Origin of the sequence: Stenotrophomonas mexicanensis (assembly GCF_032911605.1) — a bacterium.
Taxonomy (GTDB): domain Bacteria; phylum Pseudomonadota; class Gammaproteobacteria; order Xanthomonadales; family Xanthomonadaceae; genus Stenotrophomonas; species Stenotrophomonas maltophilia_A.
The window spans coordinates 107,502-129,325 of record NZ_JAWJTG010000003.1 but is presented as its reverse complement, the minus strand read 5'-3'; the positions used below and the strand labels follow the sequence as shown (position 1 = coordinate 129,325).

Here is a 21,824-nt window from a genome sequence, read left to right as displayed (position 1 = left end):
ATGCGGGACTGCGCCCTGGGTAGATAGACAGCAACACACGCCCGGACACCAGAAAACCCGCATCAGCCGATGCGGGTTTTTTTGTGCCCGGGCGCAGCCCCACCCGGGCCTGGATGGCCGGTCGAACACCCTCCCACCCGTGAAATCCCCCAACAGGAGCTCTCCCATGTGTTCGATCTTCGGAATCTTCGGCCTGCAGGCCGGTGACGATCTTCCCGCCCTGCGCCGCCATGCGCTGGAACTGTCGCAGCGCCAGCGCCACCGTGGCCCCGACTGGAGCGGCGTATACCTCGACGAAGGTGCGCTGCTGGTCCATGAGCGGCTGGCCATCGTCGACCCGGCCGGTGGTTCGCAGCCGCTGCTGTCGGCCGATGGCCAGCTGGCGCTCGCGGTGAACGGCGAGATCTACAACCACCAGGCATTGAAGGCGGCGCTGACCACCGCCTACGACTTCCAGACCGGCTCGGACTGCGAGGTGATCAACGCGCTGTATCGCCAGGGCAGTTCGCCGGCGCAGTGGCTGGAACAGCTCAACGGCATCTTCGCCTTCGCGCTGTGGGACCGCGACAGCGGGCGCGTGCTGGTGGCGCGTGACCCGGTGGGCGTGGTGCCGCTGTACTGGGGCCACGATGCCCAGGGGCGCCTGCGGGTGGCCTCGGAAATGAAGGCGCTGGTCGATACCTGTGCCGACGTCGCACAGTTCCCGCCGGGTCACTACTTCGACAGTGCCAGCGGTGAGCTGGTGCGCTATTACCAGCAGCCGTGGCGCGACTACGCCGACGTGCAGGGCCGCCAGGCCGACCTGGCCGAACTGCGCCAGGCCTTCGAGCATGCGGTGGAGCGCCAGCTGATGAGCGACGTGCCGTATGGGGTGCTGCTGTCCGGTGGCCTGGACTCGTCGCTGGTGGCGGCCGTTGCCGCACGCTATGCGCGTCGCCGCATCGAGGATGGCGGGCAGACCGAAGCCTGGTGGCCGCGCCTGCATTCGTTCGCGATCGGCTTGAAGGGCTCGCCCGATCTGGCGGCCGCGGCGATCGCTGCCGAGGCACTTGGTACCGTGCATCACGGCTTCGAATACACCTTCGAGGAAGGCCTCGACGCACTGCCGGAAGTGATCCGCCACATCGAAACCTACGACGTCACCACCATCCGCGCCTCGACGCCGATGTTCCTGCTGGCACGGCGGATCAAGGCGATGGGCGTGAAAATGGTGCTGTCCGGCGAGGGAAGCGATGAGATTTTTGGTGGCTACCTGTACTTCCACAAGGCGCCGGATGCACGTGAATTCCACGACGAGCTGGTGCGCAAGCTGGACGCGCTGCACAACTACGACTGCCTGCGCGCCAACAAGTCGATGATGGCCTGGGGCGTGGAGCCGCGCGTGCCGTTCCTCGATCGTGAGTTCCTTGATGTGGCGATGCGCTTCGATGCCGCGCACAAGATGGTCGGCGCCGGCTTTGGCGGGCGTCGCATCGAAAAGGCGGTGCTGCGCGAGGCGTTCGACGGCTACCTGCCGGACAGCATCCTGTGGCGGCAGAAGGAACAGTTCAGCGATGGCGTCGGCTACGGCTGGATCGACGGGCTGAAGGCGCATGCCGAAGCACAGGTGAGCGACCGTGTACTGGCGGCGGCCGACAAGCGCTTCCCGCACAACCCGCCACAGACCAAGGAGGCGTACTACTACCGCCACCTGTTCGAGCAGTTCTTCCCGAGCCGCGCGGCGGCCGAGACCGTGCCGGGCGGCAAGTCGATCGCCTGTTCGTCGCCGGCCGCCATTGCCTGGGACGCCAGCTTCGCCGCGGCGGCGGACCCCTCGGGCCGCGCGATTGCCGGCGTGCACGAACAGGCACTGGCCTAAGCCCTCAAAAAGGGGACGGAGGGGATTAAGTCGTTTGTGCCACTAACGACTTAATTCCCTCCGTCCCCTTTTTGTATGATCGCCCCCTGCGCCTTGGGGAATGTTCATGGACGTACAGGCAGGCGGCGACGTGCCGCCCACGAAATGGGGATGGCGTTATCTGGCCTGGGCCGGGGTGCCGTTGCTGGCTGGCGTACTGCTGGCGCGGTATGCCTGGCCGGCGGCGCCCGAGGCGGTTGCCCGCGCCACCGCCGCCGATGAAGGCGGCTGGGCTCAGCATCTGGCGTCCCCACTGGGCCTGTTCCTGCTGCAGCTGCTGGTGCTGCTGCTGGTGGCCAAGGGCGCGGGCGCGCTGCTCAAGCGCTTTGGACAACCGGCGGTGATCGGCGAGATGGCCGCTGGCCTGATGATGGGGCCGCTGGTGCTCGGCAGCCTGCTGCCGCAGCTGCATGGTGCGTTGTTCCCGGCCAGCTCGCTGGGTCCGCTGGGCATGCTCAGCCAGCTGGGCGTGCTGATGTTCCTGCTGGTAGCCGGTGCCGAGCTGGACCTGGCGGCGCTGCGTGGCCGCCGGCGCTTCGCCTTCACGGTCAGCCATGCCGGTATTGCAGTGCCGTTCGTGCTCGGCGTGGCGCTGGCGATCTGGCTGTACCCGCAGCACGGTCCGCAGGGTGTGGGCTTTACTGCATTCGCATTGTTCGTCGGCATCTCCATGAGCATCACCGCGTTCCCCGTGTTGCTGCGCATCCTTGCCGATCGTGGGATCACACAGACGCCATTGGGCCAGACCGCGATCGCCTGCGCGGCATTGGGCGATGCCACCGCCTGGTGCCTGCTGGCCTTGATCGTCGCCGCCGCCCAGGCCAGCGGCTGGTTGCCGGCCAGCCTCAACCTGCTGTGCGTGGTCGTGTTCGTGGCGCTGATGCTGGGGCTGGTGAAGCCGTGGTTTGCCCGCCAGCAGATCGCGTCGGGCCGTGAGGGACGTTGGTTGCTGGGTATCCTGCTGCTGTCACTGGCGAGTGCGCTGGTCACCGAGATGCTGGGCATCCACGCGTTGTTCGGTGCATTCGCTGCAGGCGTCGCGGTATCGTCCAACGCGCAGCTGCGCGACCTGTTGATGGCCCGCGTCGAACCGTTCGCGGTGACCCTGCTGCTGCCGTTGTTCTTCGCCATGACCGGCCTGCGCATGCGCGCCGATGCGCTGCAGGCCAGCGATATCGTGTTGTGCGTGGTGGTGATCGCGGTGGCCACGGCCGGCAAGCTGCTGGGCACCTTCAGTGCCGCACGCAGCGCGGGCATGCCCATGCGCGAGGCATGGCGGCTGGGCGCACTGATGAACACCCGTGGTCTGATGGAGCTGATCGTGCTCAACCTGGGCTACGAGCTGGGCCTGCTCGGCGATCGGCTGTTCGCGGTGCTGGTGATCATGGCGTTGGTGACCACGGCGATGACCGGGCCGCTGCTGAACCTGATCGAGCGGCGCCGGGGCTGAGCGCTGGACGGTCGTGCCGGCCGCTAGCCAGCATCCTCATGATGCTGGACACACCTGCATGGATGCCGGCCAGCGGCCGGCACGACCGCTACCGCGCCGGTACCAGCGTCATCGTGTGCTGCGCCTTGCCGGGCAGGAACGGTGTCGGCCGCCCATGCACCCAGTCTTCGTGGCCGGCGCCCCAGTACGGCGACAGCGGGTGCCCGCTCTGGCCGCCGGGCATGTGCACGATGCCGTCGGCCTCGTGGCCGGGCGAAACCACCATGCGTTCGGAGGCGCCGAAGTTCGGCGTCTGCACGCGCGGCATGTCACGGTCACCGGGCAGGGGATCGGCGGGCATGCACAGCCAGCGCTTGGCGATGTCCGGCAATGCACGTGCGATGGGATGGCAGAGCGTCGCGGTGTTGCGCTCTCCCCAGGTGCGCTGGGCCAGTGGGCCCTGCTTGGCCAGCTCGCTTTCGGTGCGGCGTGCGGCATCAAGCAGCAGCGCGTCCCAGCTGTCGTAGGCCGGTGGCAACAGGTTGGCGGGGCGTTGCTGCAGCATCGGCCAGGCCACGCCTTCCAGTTGTGCCAGGCGCGGGTCCAGATAGTCATCGCCCAGCTGCGCGTTGGCCGGTGCCAGCAGTGCTTCGGACAGGGTATCCATCACCTGCGTGCGGAACGCGCGCACCACCCGGTAGCTGACCGAGCCGGCCGAGGCCCGGCCGCCCCATTGATGGCTGACGGACTTCAACCGCTTCAGTGCAGGGTCGTCACTGCGTTCGATGACGTCATGCAGCAACGCCCACCAGCGCTGCAGGAACACGGCGCGGTCGTCGAGCTGGATCGCCAGCAGGTCGTGTTCGTCGAAGCGGTCCTGGATGGCGAGCAGGTCGCGGATCTGCTGCGCACGCGCGCCGAGGTCATAGCCACCGTTGCCGACGCTGGCCAGCGCCTCGCCGTCGAGGACGCGTCCGTTGGCGGTCCACAGGCGATGGTTGGGGGGATCGATCAATGCAGGCGAGGCATCGCTGCGGATCGGCCACGGTGCGCAGTCCTGGTTGCTGGCGGCCGTGAAGCCGGCCGGCGCACAGCCGGGGCCTCGGTCGGGGCGGGCGCCGATCAGGCGCCAGGCGATGCGTCCGCTGCGGTCGCCGACCACCAGGTTCTGCGCGGGAATGCCGGCACGGTCGGCGAAGTGCAGTGCACCGTCCAGGTCACCGGCGCGGGCCAGATCAGCGAAATCCAGGCGTACGGCGCCGGGCAGGTGTGCGACCCAGCGCAGGGCATCGCCACTGCCATCGGCATGGGTGTGCAGGATCGGCCCCCAGGCGGTTTCGCGTACCGGGAACAGCACGTCGGCCTGGCCGGCCACCGCAATGCGTTCTTCGTGCACGGTCACCGTGGCGTTGGCCGGTTCCGTGCGGTAGTCCGCCGTGTCGATGTAGCTGTTGGTGAAGCCCCAGGCGACGTGGCCGTTGCTGCCGACGATCACCGCCGGCAGGCCAGGGAGCGAGAAGCCAGTGACGTCGACCTGGCCGCCGGCAGCCTGCGGGTCGGGGTAACGCAGGCGCACCCGGAACCACAGGCCAGGCGCGCGCAGGCCCAGGTGCATGTCGTCGGCGACGATCGCGCGGCCGTCGGCGGTGAGTGCGCCGGCCACCGCGAAGTTGTTGCTGCCGATGACGTCCGCCTCCTCCTGCTCGGTGCCCGGCTTTCCCTTCAATGTGCGCAGATCGAGCTGGCTGGCATCGGGCAGAATCGCATTGCCGGTGGCTTCGCCAAACAGCGGTGCATCCCATTCGGTGCCGTCGTGGGCAATCAGCGCGTACAGCGCCGGCGGCACCACCGCACGGATGCGGCTGAGGGCAAGCTCGGTCTGGTTGTTCGGGTCCTGCAGGTCGGCGTACATGGCCAGCCCGGCCAGCACGCTGTCGCTGGCCTGCCACGGTTGCGGTGACTGCCGCAGCAGCAGGTAGGCCCATGGCCGCACGGAGAGATCGGTAAGGCCTTCGTTGACGCCATCCACATAGGCGCGCACGACCGCGCCGTTGTCGCCCAGCGCGGTATCCAGATGCGCCTCGGTGCGGGCGCGCAGGCGGTGCACGCGCATGCGCTTGTCAGCTTCAATGGCCTTCGGCCCGAACAATGCCGACAGCTCGCCGGCGGCACTGCGGCGCATCAGGTCCATCTCGAAATAGCGTTCCTGCGCATGCACATGGCCGAGTGCGCGCATCGCGTCGGCCTGGCTGCCGGCAGTGATGGTGACCACGCCCAGCGCATCGCGCTCGATGGTGACCGGCTTGGCCAGGCCCGGCAGCGCATGCTCGCCGTCCACGTCGGCCAGGCTGCCGCGCAGCAGGAGCCACAGGGCCAGTGCGGTGACCAGCACGATGGCGACCAACACACCCAGCACCCAACGCCATGTACGTCGCATCGCACGTCCTTTCCGAACTCGTGGGCTGATTGTAGCCGCAGGCGCAACTGCGACTGATTCCGATTAGATCACCGTATTTTGAAATGCGGCACCCTATGCCACATCGATTCACAGGAGCCCCCCATGAAAGGCAACCCGGACGTCATCGCCTGCCTGAAGGAACTGCTGCGCGGCGAACTCGCTGCTCGCGACCAGTACTTCATCCATTCCCGCCGCTATGAGGACCAGGGCCTGTTCGCGCTGTACGAACGCCTGAACCACGAGATGGAAGAGGAAACCCAGCACGCCGACGCGCTGCTGCGCCGCATCCTGTTCCTCGGCGGCGACCCGGACATGCGCCCGCATGCCACCGAGCCGGGCAAGACCGTGGAAGAGATGCTGCAGAAGGATCTCGACACTGAATACGCGGTTCGGAACAATCTCGCCGCCGGTATGAAGCTGTGCGAGGAGAAGGGCGACTACGTGAGCCGCGACATCCTGCTGGCGCAGCTGAAGGACACCGAGGAAGACCACGCCTGGTGGCTGGAGCAGCAGCTGGGCCTGATCAAGCGCATCGGCCTGGAGCTGTACCAGCTGAGCAAGATCGACGGCAACGGCGCCCCGGCGCACTGAGCCGGCACCGCTTTCTGTAGAGCCGAGCCATGCTCGGCTGCCTTCCGGTAGAGCCGACCAGCGGTCGGCTCTACCAGAAGAAGCACAGCGTTCTGTCGCCCGCCAGCACCGGAGCATCGCCAGCCAGCTTTCGCCAGCCAGCCGCTCCACCGCCCGCCAGCCGACAACGAAAAAGCCGGGGAATTCCCCGGCTTTTTCGTGTCTGGTCTCCGGCAAGGCGTGTCAACCAAGGTTGACACCCACCAGGAGCAAGGCCCCAGCCTTTATTCCACCGACAGCCCTTCCACCTTCTGCCAGCCGCGCGGCAGCAGGTGGCCGCGGGTGGCGCGGGCGCCGAGGTAGGCTTCCAGTTCGTTGAACTTCAGGCCCATGGTGCGCTGGCCACTGCGCACCTGCAGGGTCTGGCCGGGGCTGATCGCAACCACCGCGACCACGCGTTCGGTGGCGAGCTTGGCCTTCGGGATCTCGATGATCTTGTTGCCCTTGCCCTTGTCCAGTTCCGGCAGGTCGTTGGCGGCGATCGCCAGCAGGTTGCCCGAACTGGTGACCGCCACGATGCGGTCGGTGGCGACGTTGGCCACCACCGACGGGGTCAGCACGGTCGAACCGGTTGACAGGTTCAGCATCGCCTTGCCGGCCTTGTTGCGGCCGATCAGGTTCTCGAAGCGGGTGACGAAGCCGTAGCCGTGGGTGGAGGCCAGCACGAAGCGGGTGTCCGGCTCGGCGCTGGCCAGGGTCACGAAGCTGGTGCCCGCGGCCGGCGAGAAGCGGCCGGTCAGCGGTTCACCGTTGCCACGCGCGGAGGGCAGGGTGTGCACAGGCGTCGAGTAGGCGCGGCCCTCGCTGTCGAGGAACGCGACCTGCTGCGTACTGCGCGCACGCACCGCGCCCTGCAGGGCGTCACCATCACGGTAGGACAGGGCGGACGCATCGACGTCGTGGCCCTTGGCGGCGCGGATCCAGCCCTTCTCCGATAGCACGACGGTCATCGGCTCGCTCGGCACCAGCTCGGTCTCGTCGATGGCCTGCGCGGCCTGGCGCTGCACCAGCGGCGAACGGCGCGCGTCGCCGAATTTCTTGGCATCGGCGGTCAGTTCGTCGCGGATCAGCTTCTTCAGCTTGGCCTTGCTGTCGAGGATGCCGAGGATCTTCTCGCGCTCCTTGGCCAGCTCGTCCTGCTCGCCACGGATCTTCATCTCCTCCAGGCGGGCCAGCTGCTTCAGCTTGGTTTCCAGGATGTACTCGGCCTGGTCGTCGGACAGGCCGAAGCGCGCGATCAGCGCGGCCTTCGGTTCGTCCTCGGTACGGATGATGTGGATCACCTCGTCCAGGTTGAGGAACGCGACCAGCAGGCCTTCCAACAGGTGCAGGCGGCGCTCGACCTTCTGCAGGCGGTGCTGCAGGCGGCGGGTGACGGTGTTGCTGCGGAAGGTCAGCCATTCGCTGAGCAGCATCTTCAGGTTCTTCACCTGCGGACGGCCGTCCAGCCCGATCACGTTGAGGTTGACGCGGTAGCTGCGTTCCATGTCCGTGGTCGCGAACAGGTGGCCCATCAGCTGCTCGGCGTCGACGCGGTTGGAACGCGGCACCAGCACCACGCGCACCGGGTTGGCGTGGTCGGACTCATCGCGGATGTCTTCCAGCCACGGCAGCTTCTTGGCGCGCATCTGCGCGGCGATCTGCTCGATCACCTTCGACGGCGACACCTGGAACGGCAGCGCGGTGACCACGATGTTGTGTGCTTCCTTGGTGAAGGTCGCACGTGCGCGCACGCTGCCGTTGCCGGTTTCGTAGATGTTCCGCAGATCGTTGGCCGCGGTGATGATCTCGGCGCTGGACGGGTAGTCCGGGCCCTGCACGTGCTCGCACAGGTCGCGCACGCTGGCATCGGGGTTGTCCAGCAGGTGCAGCAGTGCGCTGACGATCTCGTTGAGATTGTGCGGCGGCACGTCGGTGGCCATGCCCACGGCGATGCCGGTGGTGCCGTTCAGCAGCAGGTGCGGCAGCCGTGCCGGCATCCAGGTCGGTTCCTGCAGGGTGCCGTCGAAGTTCGGTGCCCAGTCGGTGGTGCCCTGGCCCAGTTCGCCCAGCAGCACTTCGGCAATCGGGGTCAGCTTGGATTCGGTGTAACGCATCGCCGCGAACGACTTCGGGTCGTCGCTGGAGCCGAAGTTGCCCTGGCCCTCGATCAGCGGGTAGCGGTACGAGAACGGCTGTGCCATCAGCACCAGCGCCTCGTAGCACGCGCTGTCGCCATGCGGGTGGTACTTACCGATGACGTCACCGACGGTGCGCGCGGACTTCTTCGGCTTGGACGCGGCATTCAGGCCCAGCTCGCTCATCGAATAGATGATGCGGCGCTGCACCGGCTTCAGGCCGTCGCCGATGAACGGCAGGGCGCGGTCCAGGACCACGTACATCGAGTAGTCGAGGTAGGCGCGTTCGGCGTACTCGCGCAGCGGCAGTTGTTCGAATCCGTGGAACACGGGGCGGGCAAGTTCGGTCATGCGGCGTTGTTACCTGTTGTCGGGAGGCGGCGACGGCGGTCGCCGCTCGCAATTCTGTGATTATCCGGATGCGGCGGGGGATGCCAAGCCGCGCGCAGGGTCCAACCCGGTTTCCAGGCCGTGTCCGGCCCGTGCCAGGTAGCGCCCCGGTGGCAGCCCGAAGTGGCGGCGGAACACGGTGACGAAGGCGCTGGCGCTGCTGAAGCCCAGCGCGTGGGCGATATCGGCCACGCTGCGGCCGTCGGTCAGCTGGCGCAGGGCTTCGGACAGCCGGGCCTGCTGCCGCCACTGGGCGAAGCTGAGCGTGGTCTCGTCGCGGAAGTGGCGGGTCAGGCTGCGCGGCGACAGTCCGGCCCAGTGCGCCCATTCGGCCAGGCTGCGCTCGTCGGACGGGTCGGCCAGCAGCTGCGAGGCGATCTTCAGCAGGCGCCGGTCATGCGGCATCGGCAGGTGCATGCGCTGGCGCGGCGCGGTACGGATCTCGTCCAGCAGCACCTCGATGATGTGCTGGCGCTCGGGCGTGGTGTCGTAGCCCAGCGGCCATTCGCAGATGCGGTCGGCCAGCGCCTGCGCCAGCTTGGACAGGCCCAGTACGCAGGGATCGGCGGGCAGGGTGGCGCAGGCCGGTGCGGCCAGCGCCATGCCCCAGCCACGCAGCGGGCCGTCGAGGGTGACCGTGTGCGGCTCCAGCGGCGGCATCCAGCCGGCCGAGCCTGGCGCCAGTGACCACGTCCCGTGCGAGGTGCGGGTGGTCAACAGGCCGCGTTCGACGCAGATCAGCTGCGCGCGCTGATGGTGGTGCCAGTCCACTTCACGGACCAGGCCCAAGGGGCTGTCGAAGCGAAAGGCGACAACCGGTGGCCCGTCATTGCGCTCGAACCAATCCAGGGCGTCGTCGCGCAGCAACCGCTTGGGAGGGGGGATTTCTGCCTTGTTCATCATATCCGCTGGCTGAAATGTGTCATCCATTGGCTGAATTGTACTACCGGGCCACCTGACCAGATCATTAAGGTAGGCGCCTTCGTTGATCCAGCCCGCTGCTGCAACACAGCATTCGATGCCAGATCGAATATTTCCATTGAGAAATATTTTTTTTGGAAGAGAATGCTCCCCCATGATCTGTCCTGCAACCACTCCCCCCAGCTTCGGCCTGCTGCTGCGCCAGGTGCGCGACGGCCTGGTCCGTCAACTCGACGCATCCATGGCTGAAGAAGACCTGGGTATCGGCTTCACCCATTACATCGGGTTGAAGGTGCTTTCCAACATGGCTCCGTGCACGGCCAACGAGCTGGCCCAGGCCATCGACCAGGTGCCCAGTGCGGTGACCCGCCTGCTGGACAAGCTGGAGTCGCTGGGCTGCGTCCGCCGCGAACCGCATGCCCAGGACCGGCGTGCGCTGCAGATCGTGCTGACCGATGAAGGCCGCGCACTGTGGGCGCGGCTGAAGCTGCGTGGCGACGCGGTGATGGATTACGCCCTGCGTGATCTTTCCGCCGACGAGCGCACGCAGCTGCTGTCCCTCCTCACCCGAATCCGCGATTCCCTGACGACCCCATGAACCCGATCCCGCAATCCACTCTCCGCCGGTCCGGGCGCGCGCTGCTGGTATCAGCGCTGGCCCTGGCCCTGGCCGCCTGCGCCAGCAGTCGTGGCCTCAACCCGCAGGGCCACGTGCTCGACGTGGACAGCCTGCACAGCGAACGCACCCTGGCCGACACCGACCTGAGCGCCACCGGCTTCCCGGCGCAGGACTGGTGGAAGGCACTGGGCGATGCGCAGCTGGACGCGCTGGTCGCCGAGGGCCTGGCTGGCCACCCGAGCCTGGACGCTGCCGATGCGCGCCTGCGCCAGGCGCAGGCGCAGGTCGGTACCGCGCGTGCCGATCGCCTGCCCAGCCTGTCGGTGTCCGGTGGTTACACCGGTCTGCGCCTGCCCGAGTCGATGGCCGGCAGCGAGATGGGTGGCCATTACGCTGGCAGCAGCCAGGTCGCGTTTGATTTCAGCTATGGCGTGGACCTGTGGGGCGGCAAGCGCGCTGCCTGGGAAGCGGCCGTGGACGGCGCCCATGCCGCCACTGTCGAAGCCCAGGCTGCACGCCTGAACCTGTCCACCGGCATCACCCAGGCCTATGCCGACCTGGCGTATGCATGGCAGCTCAATGACGTGGCCGAAGAAGAGCTGGGCCGCTCGCAGAAGTCGCTGGAATTGACCCGCCAGCGCCGCAGCGCCGGCATCGACAGTGATCTGCAGGTGCGCCAGGCAGAGGCCCGCGTGCCCGCCGCGCAGCAGCAGGTGCAGGCCGCGCAGCAGCGCATCGATGCGGCCCGCACCGCGCTGGCCGCGCTGGTCGGCAAGGGTCCGGACCGTGGCCTGTCGATCCAGCGCCCGCAGGCGTTGAATCCGATGGCGTTGCAGCTGCCGGGCGTGCTGCCCAGCGAACTGTTGGGTCGTCGCCCGGACATCGTTGCCGCGCGCTGGCGCGTGGAAGCGGCCGACAAGCAGATCAAGGTCGCCAGGACCAAGTTCTACCCGAGCTTCAACCTGACCGCACTGGCTGGCGTCGTCGCACCGAACGTGGGTGATCTGCTGAAAAGCAGTTCGACCTTCGCCTACATCGGACCGGCGCTGAGCCTGCCGATCTTCGAAGGCGGCAAGCTGCGCGCCAACCTGGCTAACACCGATGCGCAGTACGACCTGGCGGTGGCCAACTACAACCAGACCGTGCTCGATGCACTGCGCGACGTGGCCGACCAGGTCAACGCGGTGCGTTCGCTGGCACAGCAGGCGCATTCGCAGCAGCAGGCGGTGGATACCGCACGTTCGGCCTTCGACCTGGCCCAGCAGCGCTACCGCGCCGGCATCGGCAGCTACCTGGACGTGCTGACCGCGCAGTCCACCCTGCTGCAGTCGCAGCAGCAGCTGGCCGGCCTGCAGTCGCAGCAGGTGCAGACCTCGGTGCGCCTGAGCAAGGCGCTGGGCGGTGGTTTCCAGCCCTCTGACGCCGACCGCGCACCGATCGCCTCCCATTCCGATTCCTCGCATTCCTGAAGACTTCCGCCATGAGCCAGACCCAAGACACTGCGGCCCCGGCCGCCCCCAACCGCCGCGGCAACCTGCTGCGCGGCCTGTTCGTGATCGTCGTGCTGCTGCTTGCCGCACTGGCGCTGTGGTACTTCATGTTCGGCCGTTGGTTCGAAGAGACCGACGACGCCTACGTGCAGGGCAACCAGGTGCAGATCACCCCGCTGGTGGCCGGTACCGTGGTCGCCATCAACGCCGATGACGGCATGCGCGTGGAGCGCGGCCAGCTGCTGGTGCAGCTGGACCCGTCCGACACGTCGGTGGCGCTGCAGCAGGCCGAAGCCAACCTGGCCAAGACCGTGCGCCAGACCCGTGGCCTGTACCGCAGCGTGGAAGGCGCACAGGCGGATTTGAACGCCCGCCAGGTGACCCTGAAGCGCGTGCGCGACGATTTCGCCCGCCGCAAGGATCTGGCCGCCACCGGCGCCATTTCCAATGAAGAACTGGCCCACGCCCGTGACGAGCTGGCCGCTGCCGAAGCCGCCGTGGCCGGTTCGCGCGAGACCGTCGAGCGCAACCGCGCGCTGGTCGACGACACCGTGATCGCCACCCAGCCGGACGTGCAGGCGGCCGCTGCGCAGCTGCGCCAGGCCTTCCTCAACAATGCCCGCGCCGGCATCGTCGCGCCGGTCACCGGTTACGTCGCCCGTCGTTCGGTGCAGGTTGGCCAGCGCGTGCAGCCGGGCAATGCCCTGATGGCGGTGGTGCCGACTGAGCAGATGTGGGTCGAGGCCAACTTCAAGGAAACCCAGCTGCGCCACATGCGCCTGGGCCAGGAAGTTGAGCTGAAGTCGGACCTGTACGCCGGTGACGTGAAGTACAAGGGCCGCGTCCAGAGCCTGGGCCTGGGCACCGGCTCGGCGTTCTCGCTGCTGCCGGCGCAGAATGCCAGCGGCAACTGGATCAAGATCGTTCAGCGCGTGCCGGTACGCATCGCCATTGATGCCAAGCAGCTGGCCGAACATCCGCTGCGCATCGGCCTGTCGATGAAGGCCGAAGTGAGCCTGCGCGACCAGAAGGGCGAAGTGCTGCCGAGTACCCCGGCCAAGGGCACGGTGTTCGACACCGACGTGTATGCCAAGCAGCTGCATGATGCCGACGAGGTGATCCACACGATCATCCAGGGCAACCTGCCGCAGCAGGCGAAGGTGGGCTGAGGTCGCCATGTCCGCACAAGCTCCAGCCGCGCCCGGTGCTCCGGGCGCCCCGGCGGCGCCGGGTGCGGCCTCCGGGTTCCTGCCGCCCAGCGTCGCCCTGTGCACCGTGGGCCTGGCGATGGCGTCGTTCATGCAGGTGCTCGACACCACCATCGCCAACGTCTCGCTGCCGACCATCGCCGGTAACCTCGGCGCCAGTTCGCAGCAGGCGACCTGGGTCATCACCTCGTTCGCGGTCAGCACGGCCATCGCGCTGCCGCTGACCGGCTGGCTCAGCCGCCGCTTCGGCGAACGCAAGCTGTTTGTCTGGGCCACGCTGGCCTTCGTCATCACCTCGCTGCTGTGCGGCCTGGCGCAGAGCATGGGCATGCTGGTGCTGTCGCGTGCGCTGCAGGGTTTCGTGGCCGGCCCGATGTACCCGATCACGCAGTCGTTGTTGGTCTCGATCTATCCACGGGAGAAACGCGGGCAGGCACTGGCGCTGCTGGCGATGATCACGGTGGTGGCGCCGATCTGCGGCCCGATTCTCGGTGGCTGGATCACCGACAACTACAGCTGGGAATGGATCTTCCTGATCAATGTGCCGCTGGGCATCTTCGCTGCGCTCGTTGTGGGCAACCAGCTGAAGGGGCGCCCGGAGCACATCGAGAAGCCGAAGATGGACTACGTCGGCCTGGTCACCCTGGTGATCGGTGTCGGTGCGCTGCAGCTGGTGCTCGACCTGGGCAACGACGAGGACTGGTTCTCGTCGATGAAGATCGTGGTGCTGGCGTGTGTGGCCTTGGTCACGCTGACGGTGTTCCTGATCTGGGAACTGACCGACAAGGATCCGATCGTCGACCTGAAGCTGTTCCGGCATCGCAACTTCCGCGCCGGTACGCTGGCGATGGTGGTGGCCTACGCGGCGTTCTTCAGCGTGGCGTTGCTGATTCCGCAGTGGTTGCAGCGTGACATGGGCTACACCGCGATCTGGGCGGGCCTGGCGACAGCGCCGATCGGCATCCTGCCGGTGATCATGACCCCGTTCGTGGGCAAGTATGCATCGCGCTTCGACATGCGCATGCTGGCTACGATTGCGTTCATTGTGTTGTCGATGACCAGCTTCCTGCGTTCGAACTTCAACCTGCAGGTGGACTACAACCATGTGGCGGGCGTGCAGCTGATCATGGGCATCGGCGTCGCGCTGTTCTTCATGCCGGTGCTGCAGATCCTGCTGTCGGACCTGGATGGGCGCGAGATCGCGGCGGGCTCAGGCCTGGCCACCTTCCTGCGTACGCTGGGCGGCAGCTTCGCGGCGTCGCTGACGACGTGGCTGTGGGCGCGGCGCACCCAGGTGCACCACGCCGACCTGACCGAGCACATCTCGGTCTATCAGCCGGGCATGCAGGACCAGGTGACAGCGATGGGGCAGGGCGACCTGCAACATGGCGCAGCGGTACTGAACAACATGATCAACCACCAGGCATCGCAGATGGGCTTCAACGACATCTTCTTCCTGCTGGGCTGGATCTTCCTGGCGATCATCGCGTTCCTGTGGCTGGCCAAACCGCCGTTTGGCGCAGGCGCAGGTGCGGCCGCCGGTGGCGGACACTGAAACTCCCTGGAAACACGTGCTGTATTTTGACCCCGCCGCAAGGCGGGGTTTTTGTTTGTGCGCCGCGGGTCGCACGGGCCCTGCCGTTGGGATCGTGCCGCGGCGCAGGTTCAGCGGGTGCGATAGACGCGCTTGAACACCACCCGATCGCAGAACAATCGGGTGATGGCCCACATTCCCGCCACAAGTACGGCGCCGCATGTGAGCCAGCCAGCAGTGGCCTGCAATCGGCTGCCGACCAGTGCGCCGCAGATGATGGCGGCAACAAATACCAGCATTACGGCCTCCTTCGATGCGCCGTAGTGGACCTCGGCCTGGCATCCCACGCATACGCGTACGCCATGGTTCGAGCCGGTATGGCAGTGAGGGCAGATGATGCTGCGCTGCATGGGTGCGTCCTTTGGGGAAGGGGGGGCGCTGGTCAGGTCGTGGCGATACACCTGCAACCGGCTTCTGTAAATCTGCCTTCCACCGAAAAGGAATCGGGTAAATCTCGACTAGGAAAAGTACGAATTGAACGGCTAACGTGAAATGCGCCCCAAAAAGGGGGCCGTTCAAGGCGTGGTAACGACGCGCCGGGAGGCGGTATGCCGCAGCAGGCGACTGTCGGGTGGTGCGAGATACGACAGTTCCAGCGGTAGATGCGATGCCAGGCTCGCCAAACCCTGGAAACGAAAAAACCCGCTTTCGCGGGTTTGATCATCTTGAGTCGTGGTGCCCAGGAGAGGACTCGAACCTCCACGGTTTTACCCGCTAGTACCTGAAACTAGTGCGTCTACCAATTCCGCCACCTGGGCGACTCAGGAGATGAATTATGGGGAGCGACAGAAGATGTGTCAACAACATTTCACACCTTTTTCTGCGGCTGCACGCCCAGGTGAAGCAGCAGGCTGCGCATTGCCGATGACAACTGCGCCCATTCGGCAAAACAGGCGCACAGGCGGCGCTGTGCCCACGCATCGGCGAGCGGTACGGCGACGGTGTGCGTACCGCGCCGATGCTGGCGGGCGATGGTCCGCGGCACGATGCCGACACCAATGCCGTGGCCGACCATGATGCACACACCTTCGAAGGTCTTCATGCGGATGCGCACGTCCAGGCGGCGCCCGATGTCGCGCGCCTGGTCCTCGATGTAGGTCTGCAGTGCATTGCCATCGGCCAGGGCAACGAAGGTCTCGCCGGCTACCTCGGTGAAGGCCACGCTGCGCCGCGAGGCGAATCGGTGGTTTGCGGGCAGCAGCATTACCAGCGGATCTTCGGCGACCACATGCTGCTGCAGACCGGCAGCGTCGACGGCATCGCTGATGATGCCCGCCTCGGCCTGGCCAGCACTGATCGCACGCACGACTTCAGGGCTGGTGCGCTCCAGCAGTTCCACGTGCAGGCGCGGGCGTTCGGCCAGCCACGGTGCCAGCCGAGAGGGCAGGTAGTTGGTCAGCGCTGCGGTGTTGGCATACAGATGCAGGGTGCCGCGCGCACCGTGCGCGAACGCCTGCAGTTCACCGCGCAGCTGTGCCTGCTGCTGCAGGATCAAGCGTGCATGGTGGGCGAGCGCGGCACCGGCTTCGGTCAGGCTGACGCCGCGTGGGTGCCGGTTCAACAGCGGGGTACCGGCATCGGCTTCGATCGTGCGCAGGCGCTCACTGGCTGAGCCCAGTGCCAGGTTTGCCTGCGCGGCACCGGCCGTGATGCTGCCCGCCTCGGCAATGGCCAGGAACAGGCGCAGGTCGGCGATATCCATCCGCATGTGATGCCCTCATCGCAACGCCTGCGCCTTCGGATCAGCCGAAGGCGAGGCCGGGAAGACCGCATTGTGCGCCGAGCGGCCGGCCGATCCAATGAAGGCATGAATGAATCGATGTACTTCTACGTGCTGCTGGTGGTGGTGTTCGTGCTGGCCGGTGTGGTCAAGGGCGTGACCGGCATGGGGTTGCCGACAGTGGCGATGGGTCTGCTCGGTGGCGCGCTGTCGCCGGTGGCGGCGGCATCGATGCTGTTCATCCCCACCTTCGTCACCAATGCGTGGCAGCTGTTGTCCGGGCCATCGCTGGGCCACATCGTGCGGCGCCTGTGGCCGATGATGCTGGCCGTGGTGGTGGTGACGCTGGGTTCGGCGGCGCTGCTGGTGCGGGTCGATCGCACCTGGTCGCGTGTTGCGCTGGGCGTTGCGCTGGTGGTTTATGCGGCCTATGCCCTGCTTGCGCCGGTGTTCCGCGTGCCGCAGCGGCGCGAGCGATGGCTGGGGCCGCTGGTGGGGGCGTTGTCGGGTGTGGTGACCGGCGCCACCGGCGTGTTCGTGATGCCGGCGGTGCCGTACCTGCAGTCGCTGGGGTTGCAGCGCGAGGAGCTGGTGCAGGCGCTGGGACTGGCGTTCACTGTGTCGACGATTTCGCTGACCACTGGCCTGGTGCTGCACGGCGCATTCGGCATCCAGCAGCTGGGGCTGAGTACGCTGGCGGTGCTGCCGGCATTGCTGGGCATGTGGCTGGGGCAGGTGATCCGGCAGCACATCAGTGCGCGGGTGTTCCGCGCCTGCTTCCTGGGTTTCCTGCTGCTGCTCGGGCTGGAGCTGGTGCTGCGGCCGCTGTTGTGATGCCGGCCGCCGGTCGCCGGTCGCGGCGATGCCGAATCACGGGCATGAAAAAACCCGCTTTCGCGGGTTTTTCTCATTCTCGACGTGGTGCCCAGGAGAGGACTCGAACCTCCACGGTTTTACCCGCTAGTACCTGAAACTAGTGCGTCTACCAATTCCGCCACCTGGGCGTCGAGGAGCGAGATTATGGGGTGTTGTTACGGGGGTGTCAATACCCTTGTGAAGATCATTGCCGATACCGGGTCGGAGTTCCGTCCTGCAGGAGTAAGAGTCGAGCCTCAGGGCCGGATTACAGGCAAAAAAAATCCCCGCCGAAGCGAGGAGATTTTTCGTTGGTGCCCAGGAGAGGACTCGAACCTCCACGGTTTTACCCGCTAGTACCTGAAACTAGTGCGTCTACCAATTCCGCCACCTGGGCGTTCCAGAGGCGCAATTGTGAAGATGAATCCGCAGGCTGTCAACGACTTCCTGAATATTTTTCATGCAAGGCCTTCAAGACAGCCGCTGACCCGTTCTGCACGCCGTCAGCGGCTACCATGTAGGGCGATGACTACCAAAAAACCAAGCAAGGGCGGGAGCACCTCCCGCAGCCAGGCCCCGAAGAAGGGCGCCAAGGCGGGCACGGCCCGCACCACCAAGCCGGGCAAGCCGTTGCCGGGCTGGTTCCCCGAATTGAATGAAGGCGGCGCACCACCGCGTGGTCGCAAGGTCCGCAGCGCCGATGCCGCCGCTCCGGGCCCGGCCCCGGGCCGCAAGCTGCCGCCGACCGGCAAGGTGATCGACGATCCCTATGCCGCCCGCGAAGCCGAGAAGTACGAACAGCCCATCGCCAGCCGCGAGGCCATCCTGGCCCTGCTGGAACGCTGCGAAGGGCCGCAGACCGCCGAGGAACTGGGCGCGCGCCTGGGCCTGACCGCGCCGGACCGGGCCGAGGCGCTGTCGCGCCGGCTTGGCGCCATGGTCCGCGACGGCCAGCTGGTGCAGAACCGTCGCGGCGGTTTCGCCCCGATCCAGACCCTGAACCTGGTCACCGGCGTGGTGATCGCCAACCCGGAAGGGTTCGGTTTCCTGCGCCCGGTCGAGGGCGGTGACGACCTGTTCCTGCCGCCGTATGAAATGCGCAAGGTCATGCACGGCGACAAGGTGCTGGCCCGTGTGACCGGCATCGACCATCGTGGCCGTCGCGAAGGCAGCATCGCCCGCGTGCTCGAGCGCGGCATGACCCGCCTGATCGGCCGCTTCAGCATCGAGATGGGCATCAACTACGTGGTGCCCGACGACAAGCGCGTGCAGCGCAACGTGCAGGTGCCGCCGGACCAGACCGGTGGTGCGCGCGATGGCCAGCTGGTGGTCTGTGAACTGACCCAGGCGCCGGACAGCCGCCGCCCGCCGATCGGCCGCATCATCGCCGTGCTCGGCGACAAGCTGACCGCCTCGCTGGTGGTGGAGACCGCCATCCACGGCCACGAGCTGCCGTTCGAGTTCCCGCAGGAGGTGCTGGACGAAGCGGCCTCGGTGCCGCTGGTGGTCGAGCCGGCGATGATCGGCGACCGCGTCGACCTGCGCAGCACGCCGCTGGTCACCATCGATGGCGAGGATGCCAAGGACTTCGACGACGCGGTGTACTGCGAGCCGAATGCCGAGGGTTTCCGCCTGGTGGTGGCGATCGCCGATGTCTCGAACTACGTGCGCCCCGGCACGCCGCTGGATGAGGAGGCGCAGAAGCGCGCCACCTCGGTGTACTTCCCGGGCTTCGTGGTGCCGATGCTGCCGGAGACGCTGTCCAACGGTATCTGCTCGCTGATGCCGAAGGTCGACCGCATGTGCTTTGTCTGCGACATGCAGATCGACCGCGACGGCCTGGTCACGCATTCGCGCTTCTACGAGGCGGTGATGAACTCGCACGCGCGCCTGACCTACACCCAGGTGTGGAAGGCGGTGGGCGAGGACGATGCCGATACCAAGGCCTGGATGGGCGACCTGCTGCCGCAGGTGCAGCGCCTGCACCAGCTGTACAAGGTGCTGTCCAAGGCACGTGCCAAGCGCGGCGCCATCGAGTTCGAAAGCAGCGAAGTGCGCTTCGTGCTGGACAACCGCGGTGAAGTCACCCAGGCCGGCATGCTGGTGCGCAATGACGCGCACAAGCTGATCGAGGAATGCATGATCGCGGCCAACGTCGAGGCGGCCAGGTACCTGCTGTCGCGCCATGTGCCGGCCCCGTACCGCATCCACGAGAAGCCGCCGGAAACCAAGTACGCCGACCTGCTGGAATTCCTCAAGGAGTTCAAGCTGAGCCTGCCGCCGTGGTCCAAGGTGCGTCCGGGCGATTACACCAAGCTGCTGAAGAAGATCCGTGACCGTCCTGATGCCACGTTGCTGGAATCGGTGCTGCTGCGCAGCCAGAGTTTGGCGATCTACAGCCCGGAAAACCACGGTCACTTCGGCCTGGCGCTGGAGGCGTACGCGCACTTCACCTCGCCGATCCGTCGCTACCCTGACCTGCTGGTGCACCGCGCGATCAAGCACGCGCTGTCCGGCAAGCCGCTGGACAAGTTCACCTACAACGCACGCGAAATGGCTGCGCTGGCGCTGCAGTGCTCCGAGCGTGAGCGCCGTGCCGATGAGGCCGAGCGCGAGGTCGACGAGCGCTACCGCGCCGCGTGGATGGAAAAGCACGTAGGCGGGCAGTTCGACGGTGTGATCAGTGGCGTGACCAGCTTCGGCCTGTTCGTGGAGCTGGACGAGTCGAAGGTGCAGGGCCTGGTCCATGTGACCCAGCTGCCGCAGGACTATTACAAGTTCGACGCGACCCGCAAGACGCTGACCGGCGAACGCCGTGGCAGCAGCTACCGGCTGGGTGATCGCGTGCGCATCCTGGTGCTGAAGGCCAGCATGGAAGAGCGCAAGATCGACTTCCGCCTGGTCGAGCACAAGGGTGAGGATGAAGGCGATGGCCTGCCGCCGCTGCCCGAGCGTGGCAAGCCGGCCAAGCGCACCAAGAAGCAGTATTGAAAGGTGTGCCGACCAACGGTCGGCACCCACCTCACCCGGTCGGCACCCGCCTCACCCGGTAGGTGCCAACCGTTGGTTGGCACGACGTTTCGGAGGAACTCACAATGCAGGGCCAACCCGAATACAGCGGCGGCTGCCAGTGCGGCGCGATCCGCTTCCAGGCGCGAGGCGAGCTGACCGACAGCTCGATCTGCCATTGCCGGATGTGCCAGAAGGCCTTCGGTGCCTATTACGCGCCGCTGGTGTCGGTGCGCGGCGTGCAGTTCAACTGGACCCGCGGCCAGCCGCGCTATTTCCAGTCGTCCAACGTGGTGCGGCGTGGCTTCTGCGCCGACTGCGGTACCCCGTTGACCTATGAAGCCCCCGACGGCGTGGCCGTGGCCGCTGGTGCCTTTGACCAACCCGAACGCCTGCCACCGACCATCCAGTACGGAGTCGAACGCAAGCTGCCCTTCGTCGACAGCCTGGCCAGCCTGCCGGCGCGGCGCACCGAGGAGGACATCGCGGCGCTGGATTTCCTGGCCACCATCGTGTCCCATCAGCACCCCGACCACGACACCCCGCACTGGCCACCGCGCAGCCGCTCCGCCGAAGGCTGAGCGGACACCCTGCACTGGCCACCGCGCAGCCGCTCCGCCGAAGGCTGAGCGGCGGGTAGCGCCGGGCCGTGCCCGGCGAGCGCGCAGCGCGGTCGGCGCCGATGCTCTACCATAGCCACCCCCTTTCCGGTCCCCGCCCGCATGAGCAAGAACAGCCAGTGGATTGTCGGCGTCAACGCCGTCGCCTCCTCCATCGAGAACGACGCCGAGAACGTCCGCGAAGTGCTGGTCGAGGCCGGTGCGAAGAACCCGCGCCTGACCGAGATCGAGGAAAACGCCCGCCGCAAGGGCATCGACGTGCGCAAGGTGAACAGCCAGGCGCTGGACGGTGTCGGCGGTTCGGTGCGCCACCAGGGCGTAGCCGCGCGCTATGCCGCCGCTCGCACCTACAGCGAGAACGAGCTGGAAGGCCTGGTCACCGCAGCCGAGGGCAAGGCCCTGCTGCTGGTGCTGGACGAGGTGCAGGACCCGCACAACCTGGGCGCCTGCCTGCGCTCGGCCGCTGCCGCCGGTGCGACCGCCGTGATCATCCCCAAGGACAAGTCGGCCACGGTCAATGCCACCGTGCGCAAGACCTCGGCCGGTGCCGCCGATCTGATCCCGGTGGTGGCGGTGACCAACCTGTCGCGCTGCCTGAAGGACCTGCAGAAGCAGGGCGTGTGGATCTACGGCCTGGCCGGCGAAGCCACCGCCTCGCTGTACCAGCTGGACCTGAAGGGCAACATCGCGCTGGTGCTGGGCGGTGAAGCCGATGGCCTGCGCCGCCTGACCCGCGAGAACTGCGATGGCCTGGTCAAGATCCCGATGCCGGGCGAGATCGAGAGCCTGAACGTCTCCGTCGCTGCCGGCGTCAGCCTGTTCGAGGCCGTGCGCCAGCGCGGTTGATCGGCAGCAGCGGCTGTGTCG

Annotated in this window: 16 protein-coding genes and 3 tRNA genes; 11 read left to right on the top strand and 8 right to left on the bottom strand. The window is 66.9% G+C overall.

Annotated elements, in window-relative coordinates:
- The first annotated feature begins 166 nt into the window (after nucleotides 1-166).
- Nucleotides 167-1,858: an asparagine synthase B gene (asnB, locus tag R1L06_RS03100; protein WP_049399515.1), complete on the top strand. Its 1,692-nt coding sequence runs from the start codon at nucleotides 167-169 to the stop codon at nucleotides 1,856-1,858.
- A gap of 100 nt (nucleotides 1,859-1,958) precedes the next feature.
- On the top strand, nucleotides 1,959-3,347 hold the full coding sequence (locus tag R1L06_RS03095) for a cation:proton antiporter domain-containing protein (protein WP_317216888.1): 1,389 nt from the start codon (nucleotides 1,959-1,961) through the stop codon (nucleotides 3,345-3,347).
- Between the two features lie 88 nt (nucleotides 3,348-3,435).
- Here R1L06_RS03095 and R1L06_RS03090 read toward each other — a convergent pair whose 3' ends face one another.
- On the bottom strand, nucleotides 3,436-5,763 hold the full coding sequence (locus R1L06_RS03090; RefSeq protein ID WP_317216887.1) for a penicillin acylase family protein: 2,328 nt from the start codon (nucleotides 5,761-5,763) through the stop codon (nucleotides 3,436-3,438).
- A gap of 123 nt (nucleotides 5,764-5,886) precedes the next feature.
- Here R1L06_RS03090 and bfr point away from each other — a divergent pair, with 123 nt between their 5' ends.
- Nucleotides 5,887-6,375: a bacterioferritin gene (gene bfr, locus R1L06_RS03085; protein WP_005408763.1), complete on the top strand. Its 489-nt coding sequence runs from the start codon at nucleotides 5,887-5,889 to the stop codon at nucleotides 6,373-6,375.
- Nucleotides 6,376-6,638: 263 nt separating this feature from the next.
- Here bfr and parC read toward each other — a convergent pair whose 3' ends face one another.
- Nucleotides 6,639-8,882, bottom strand: a complete 2,244-nt coding sequence (gene parC / locus R1L06_RS03080) for a DNA topoisomerase IV subunit A (RefSeq protein WP_317216886.1) — start codon at nucleotides 8,880-8,882, stop codon at nucleotides 6,639-6,641.
- A gap of 60 nt (nucleotides 8,883-8,942) precedes the next feature.
- Entirely contained in the window at nucleotides 8,943-9,824 is an 882-nt protein-coding gene (locus tag R1L06_RS03075; RefSeq protein WP_049399506.1) for a helix-turn-helix domain-containing protein, read from the bottom strand.
- Between the two features lie 172 nt (nucleotides 9,825-9,996).
- On the opposite strand from R1L06_RS03075, the gene emrR reads away from it, so the two are divergent.
- The 4 genes from emrR to emrB are packed head-to-tail and all read left to right on the top strand — an operon-like array spanning nucleotide 9,997 to nucleotide 14,714.
- On the top strand, nucleotides 9,997-10,440 hold the full coding sequence (emrR, locus tag R1L06_RS03070; RefSeq protein ID WP_032127923.1) for a multidrug efflux system transcriptional regulator EmrR: 444 nt from the start codon (nucleotides 9,997-9,999) through the stop codon (nucleotides 10,438-10,440).
- Nucleotides 10,437-11,930, top strand: coding sequence for a multidrug efflux transporter outer membrane subunit EmrC (gene emrC / locus R1L06_RS03065; RefSeq protein ID WP_317216885.1), 1,494 nt, complete (start codon nucleotides 10,437-10,439; stop codon nucleotides 11,928-11,930). The genes emrR and emrC overlap by 4 nt, the downstream gene beginning before the upstream one ends.
- An 11-nt stretch (nucleotides 11,931-11,941) precedes the next feature.
- The gene (gene emrA / locus R1L06_RS03060) at nucleotides 11,942-13,120 is read left to right on the top strand and encodes a multidrug efflux MFS transporter periplasmic adaptor subunit EmrA (RefSeq protein WP_049399501.1); all 1,179 of its coding nucleotides are present in this window, start codon (nucleotides 11,942-11,944) and stop codon (nucleotides 13,118-13,120) included.
- 7 nt (nucleotides 13,121-13,127) lie between these two features.
- Nucleotides 13,128-14,714: a multidrug efflux MFS transporter permease subunit EmrB gene (gene emrB, locus R1L06_RS03055; RefSeq protein WP_317216884.1), complete on the top strand. Its 1,587-nt coding sequence runs from the start codon at nucleotides 13,128-13,130 to the stop codon at nucleotides 14,712-14,714.
- A 110-nt stretch (nucleotides 14,715-14,824) separates the two neighbouring features.
- On the opposite strand, the gene R1L06_RS03050 is transcribed toward emrB, so the two are convergent.
- From R1L06_RS03050 to R1L06_RS03040, 3 genes are all read right to left on the bottom strand, one after another.
- On the bottom strand, nucleotides 14,825-15,103 hold the full coding sequence (locus R1L06_RS03050; RefSeq protein ID WP_049461950.1) for a hypothetical protein: 279 nt from the start codon (nucleotides 15,101-15,103) through the stop codon (nucleotides 14,825-14,827).
- A 323-nt stretch (nucleotides 15,104-15,426) separates the two neighbouring features.
- Nucleotides 15,427-15,511 (bottom strand) — tRNA-Leu (locus R1L06_RS03045).
- A 50-nt stretch (nucleotides 15,512-15,561) separates the two neighbouring features.
- Entirely contained in the window at nucleotides 15,562-16,461 is a 900-nt protein-coding gene (locus R1L06_RS03040; RefSeq protein ID WP_317216883.1) for a LysR family transcriptional regulator, read from the bottom strand.
- 99 nt (nucleotides 16,462-16,560) lie between these two features.
- On the opposite strand from R1L06_RS03040, the gene R1L06_RS03035 reads away from it, so the two are divergent.
- Nucleotides 16,561-17,307 (top strand): sulfite exporter TauE/SafE family protein, encoded by a 747-nt coding sequence (locus tag R1L06_RS03035; protein ID WP_317216882.1) that lies wholly within the window; start codon nucleotides 16,561-16,563, stop codon nucleotides 17,305-17,307.
- 85 nt (nucleotides 17,308-17,392) lie between these two features.
- On the opposite strand, the gene R1L06_RS03030 is transcribed toward R1L06_RS03035, so the two are convergent.
- Nucleotides 17,393-17,477 (bottom strand) — tRNA-Leu (locus R1L06_RS03030).
- A gap of 163 nt (nucleotides 17,478-17,640) precedes the next feature.
- A tRNA-Leu gene (locus tag R1L06_RS03025) sits at nucleotides 17,641-17,725 on the bottom strand.
- Nucleotides 17,726-17,853: 128 nt separating this feature from the next.
- Between R1L06_RS03025 and rnr the strand changes: the two genes are divergently transcribed.
- The 3 genes from rnr (at nucleotide 17,854) to rlmB (ending at nucleotide 21,803) form a co-directional block, all read left to right on the top strand.
- Entirely contained in the window at nucleotides 17,854-20,319 is a 2,466-nt protein-coding gene (gene rnr / locus R1L06_RS03020) for a ribonuclease R (RefSeq protein WP_032127913.1), read from the top strand.
- Between the two features lie 104 nt (nucleotides 20,320-20,423).
- Complete coding sequence (locus tag R1L06_RS03015) at nucleotides 20,424-20,918, top strand: GFA family protein (RefSeq protein WP_317216881.1); 495 nt, start codon at nucleotides 20,424-20,426, stop codon at nucleotides 20,916-20,918.
- A gap of 141 nt (nucleotides 20,919-21,059) precedes the next feature.
- Complete coding sequence (rlmB, locus tag R1L06_RS03010) at nucleotides 21,060-21,803, top strand: 23S rRNA (guanosine(2251)-2'-O)-methyltransferase RlmB (protein WP_005408775.1); 744 nt, start codon at nucleotides 21,060-21,062, stop codon at nucleotides 21,801-21,803.
- Nucleotides 21,804-21,824: the final 21 nt, after the last annotated feature.

Excerpts from the sequence above, each read along its gene's own strand:
- parC (WP_317216886.1), bottom strand. The coding sequence starts at position 8,882 with ATGACCGAACTTGCCCGCCCCGTGTTCCACGGATTCGAACAACTGCCG.
- R1L06_RS03075 (WP_049399506.1), bottom strand. The coding sequence starts at position 9,824 with ATGATGAACAAGGCAGAAATCCCCCCTCCCAAGCGGTTGCTGCGCGAC.
- emrA (WP_049399501.1), top strand. The coding sequence starts at position 11,942 with ATGAGCCAGACCCAAGACACTGCGGCCCCGGCCGCCCCCAACCGCCGC.
- R1L06_RS03040 (WP_317216883.1), bottom strand. The coding sequence starts at position 16,461 with ATGCGGATGGATATCGCCGACCTGCGCCTGTTCCTGGCCATTGCCGAG.
- R1L06_RS03090 (WP_317216887.1), bottom strand. The coding sequence starts at position 5,763 with ATGCGACGTACATGGCGTTGGGTGCTGGGTGTGTTGGTCGCCATCGTG.
- R1L06_RS03015 (WP_317216881.1), top strand. The coding sequence starts at position 20,424 with ATGCAGGGCCAACCCGAATACAGCGGCGGCTGCCAGTGCGGCGCGATC.
- asnB (WP_049399515.1), top strand. The coding sequence starts at position 167 with ATGTGTTCGATCTTCGGAATCTTCGGCCTGCAGGCCGGTGACGATCTT.
- R1L06_RS03050 (WP_049461950.1), bottom strand. The coding sequence starts at position 15,103 with ATGCAGCGCAGCATCATCTGCCCTCACTGCCATACCGGCTCGAACCAT.
- bfr (WP_005408763.1), top strand. The coding sequence starts at position 5,887 with ATGAAAGGCAACCCGGACGTCATCGCCTGCCTGAAGGAACTGCTGCGC.
- emrB (WP_317216884.1), top strand. The coding sequence starts at position 13,128 with ATGTCCGCACAAGCTCCAGCCGCGCCCGGTGCTCCGGGCGCCCCGGCG.
- emrR (WP_032127923.1), top strand. The coding sequence starts at position 9,997 with ATGATCTGTCCTGCAACCACTCCCCCCAGCTTCGGCCTGCTGCTGCGC.
- rlmB (WP_005408775.1), top strand. The coding sequence starts at position 21,060 with ATGAGCAAGAACAGCCAGTGGATTGTCGGCGTCAACGCCGTCGCCTCC.
- rnr (WP_032127913.1), top strand. The coding sequence starts at position 17,854 with ATGACTACCAAAAAACCAAGCAAGGGCGGGAGCACCTCCCGCAGCCAG.
- R1L06_RS03035 (WP_317216882.1), top strand. The coding sequence starts at position 16,561 with ATGAATGAATCGATGTACTTCTACGTGCTGCTGGTGGTGGTGTTCGTG.
- emrC (WP_317216885.1), top strand. The coding sequence starts at position 10,437 with ATGAACCCGATCCCGCAATCCACTCTCCGCCGGTCCGGGCGCGCGCTG.
- R1L06_RS03095 (WP_317216888.1), top strand. The coding sequence starts at position 1,959 with ATGTTCATGGACGTACAGGCAGGCGGCGACGTGCCGCCCACGAAATGG.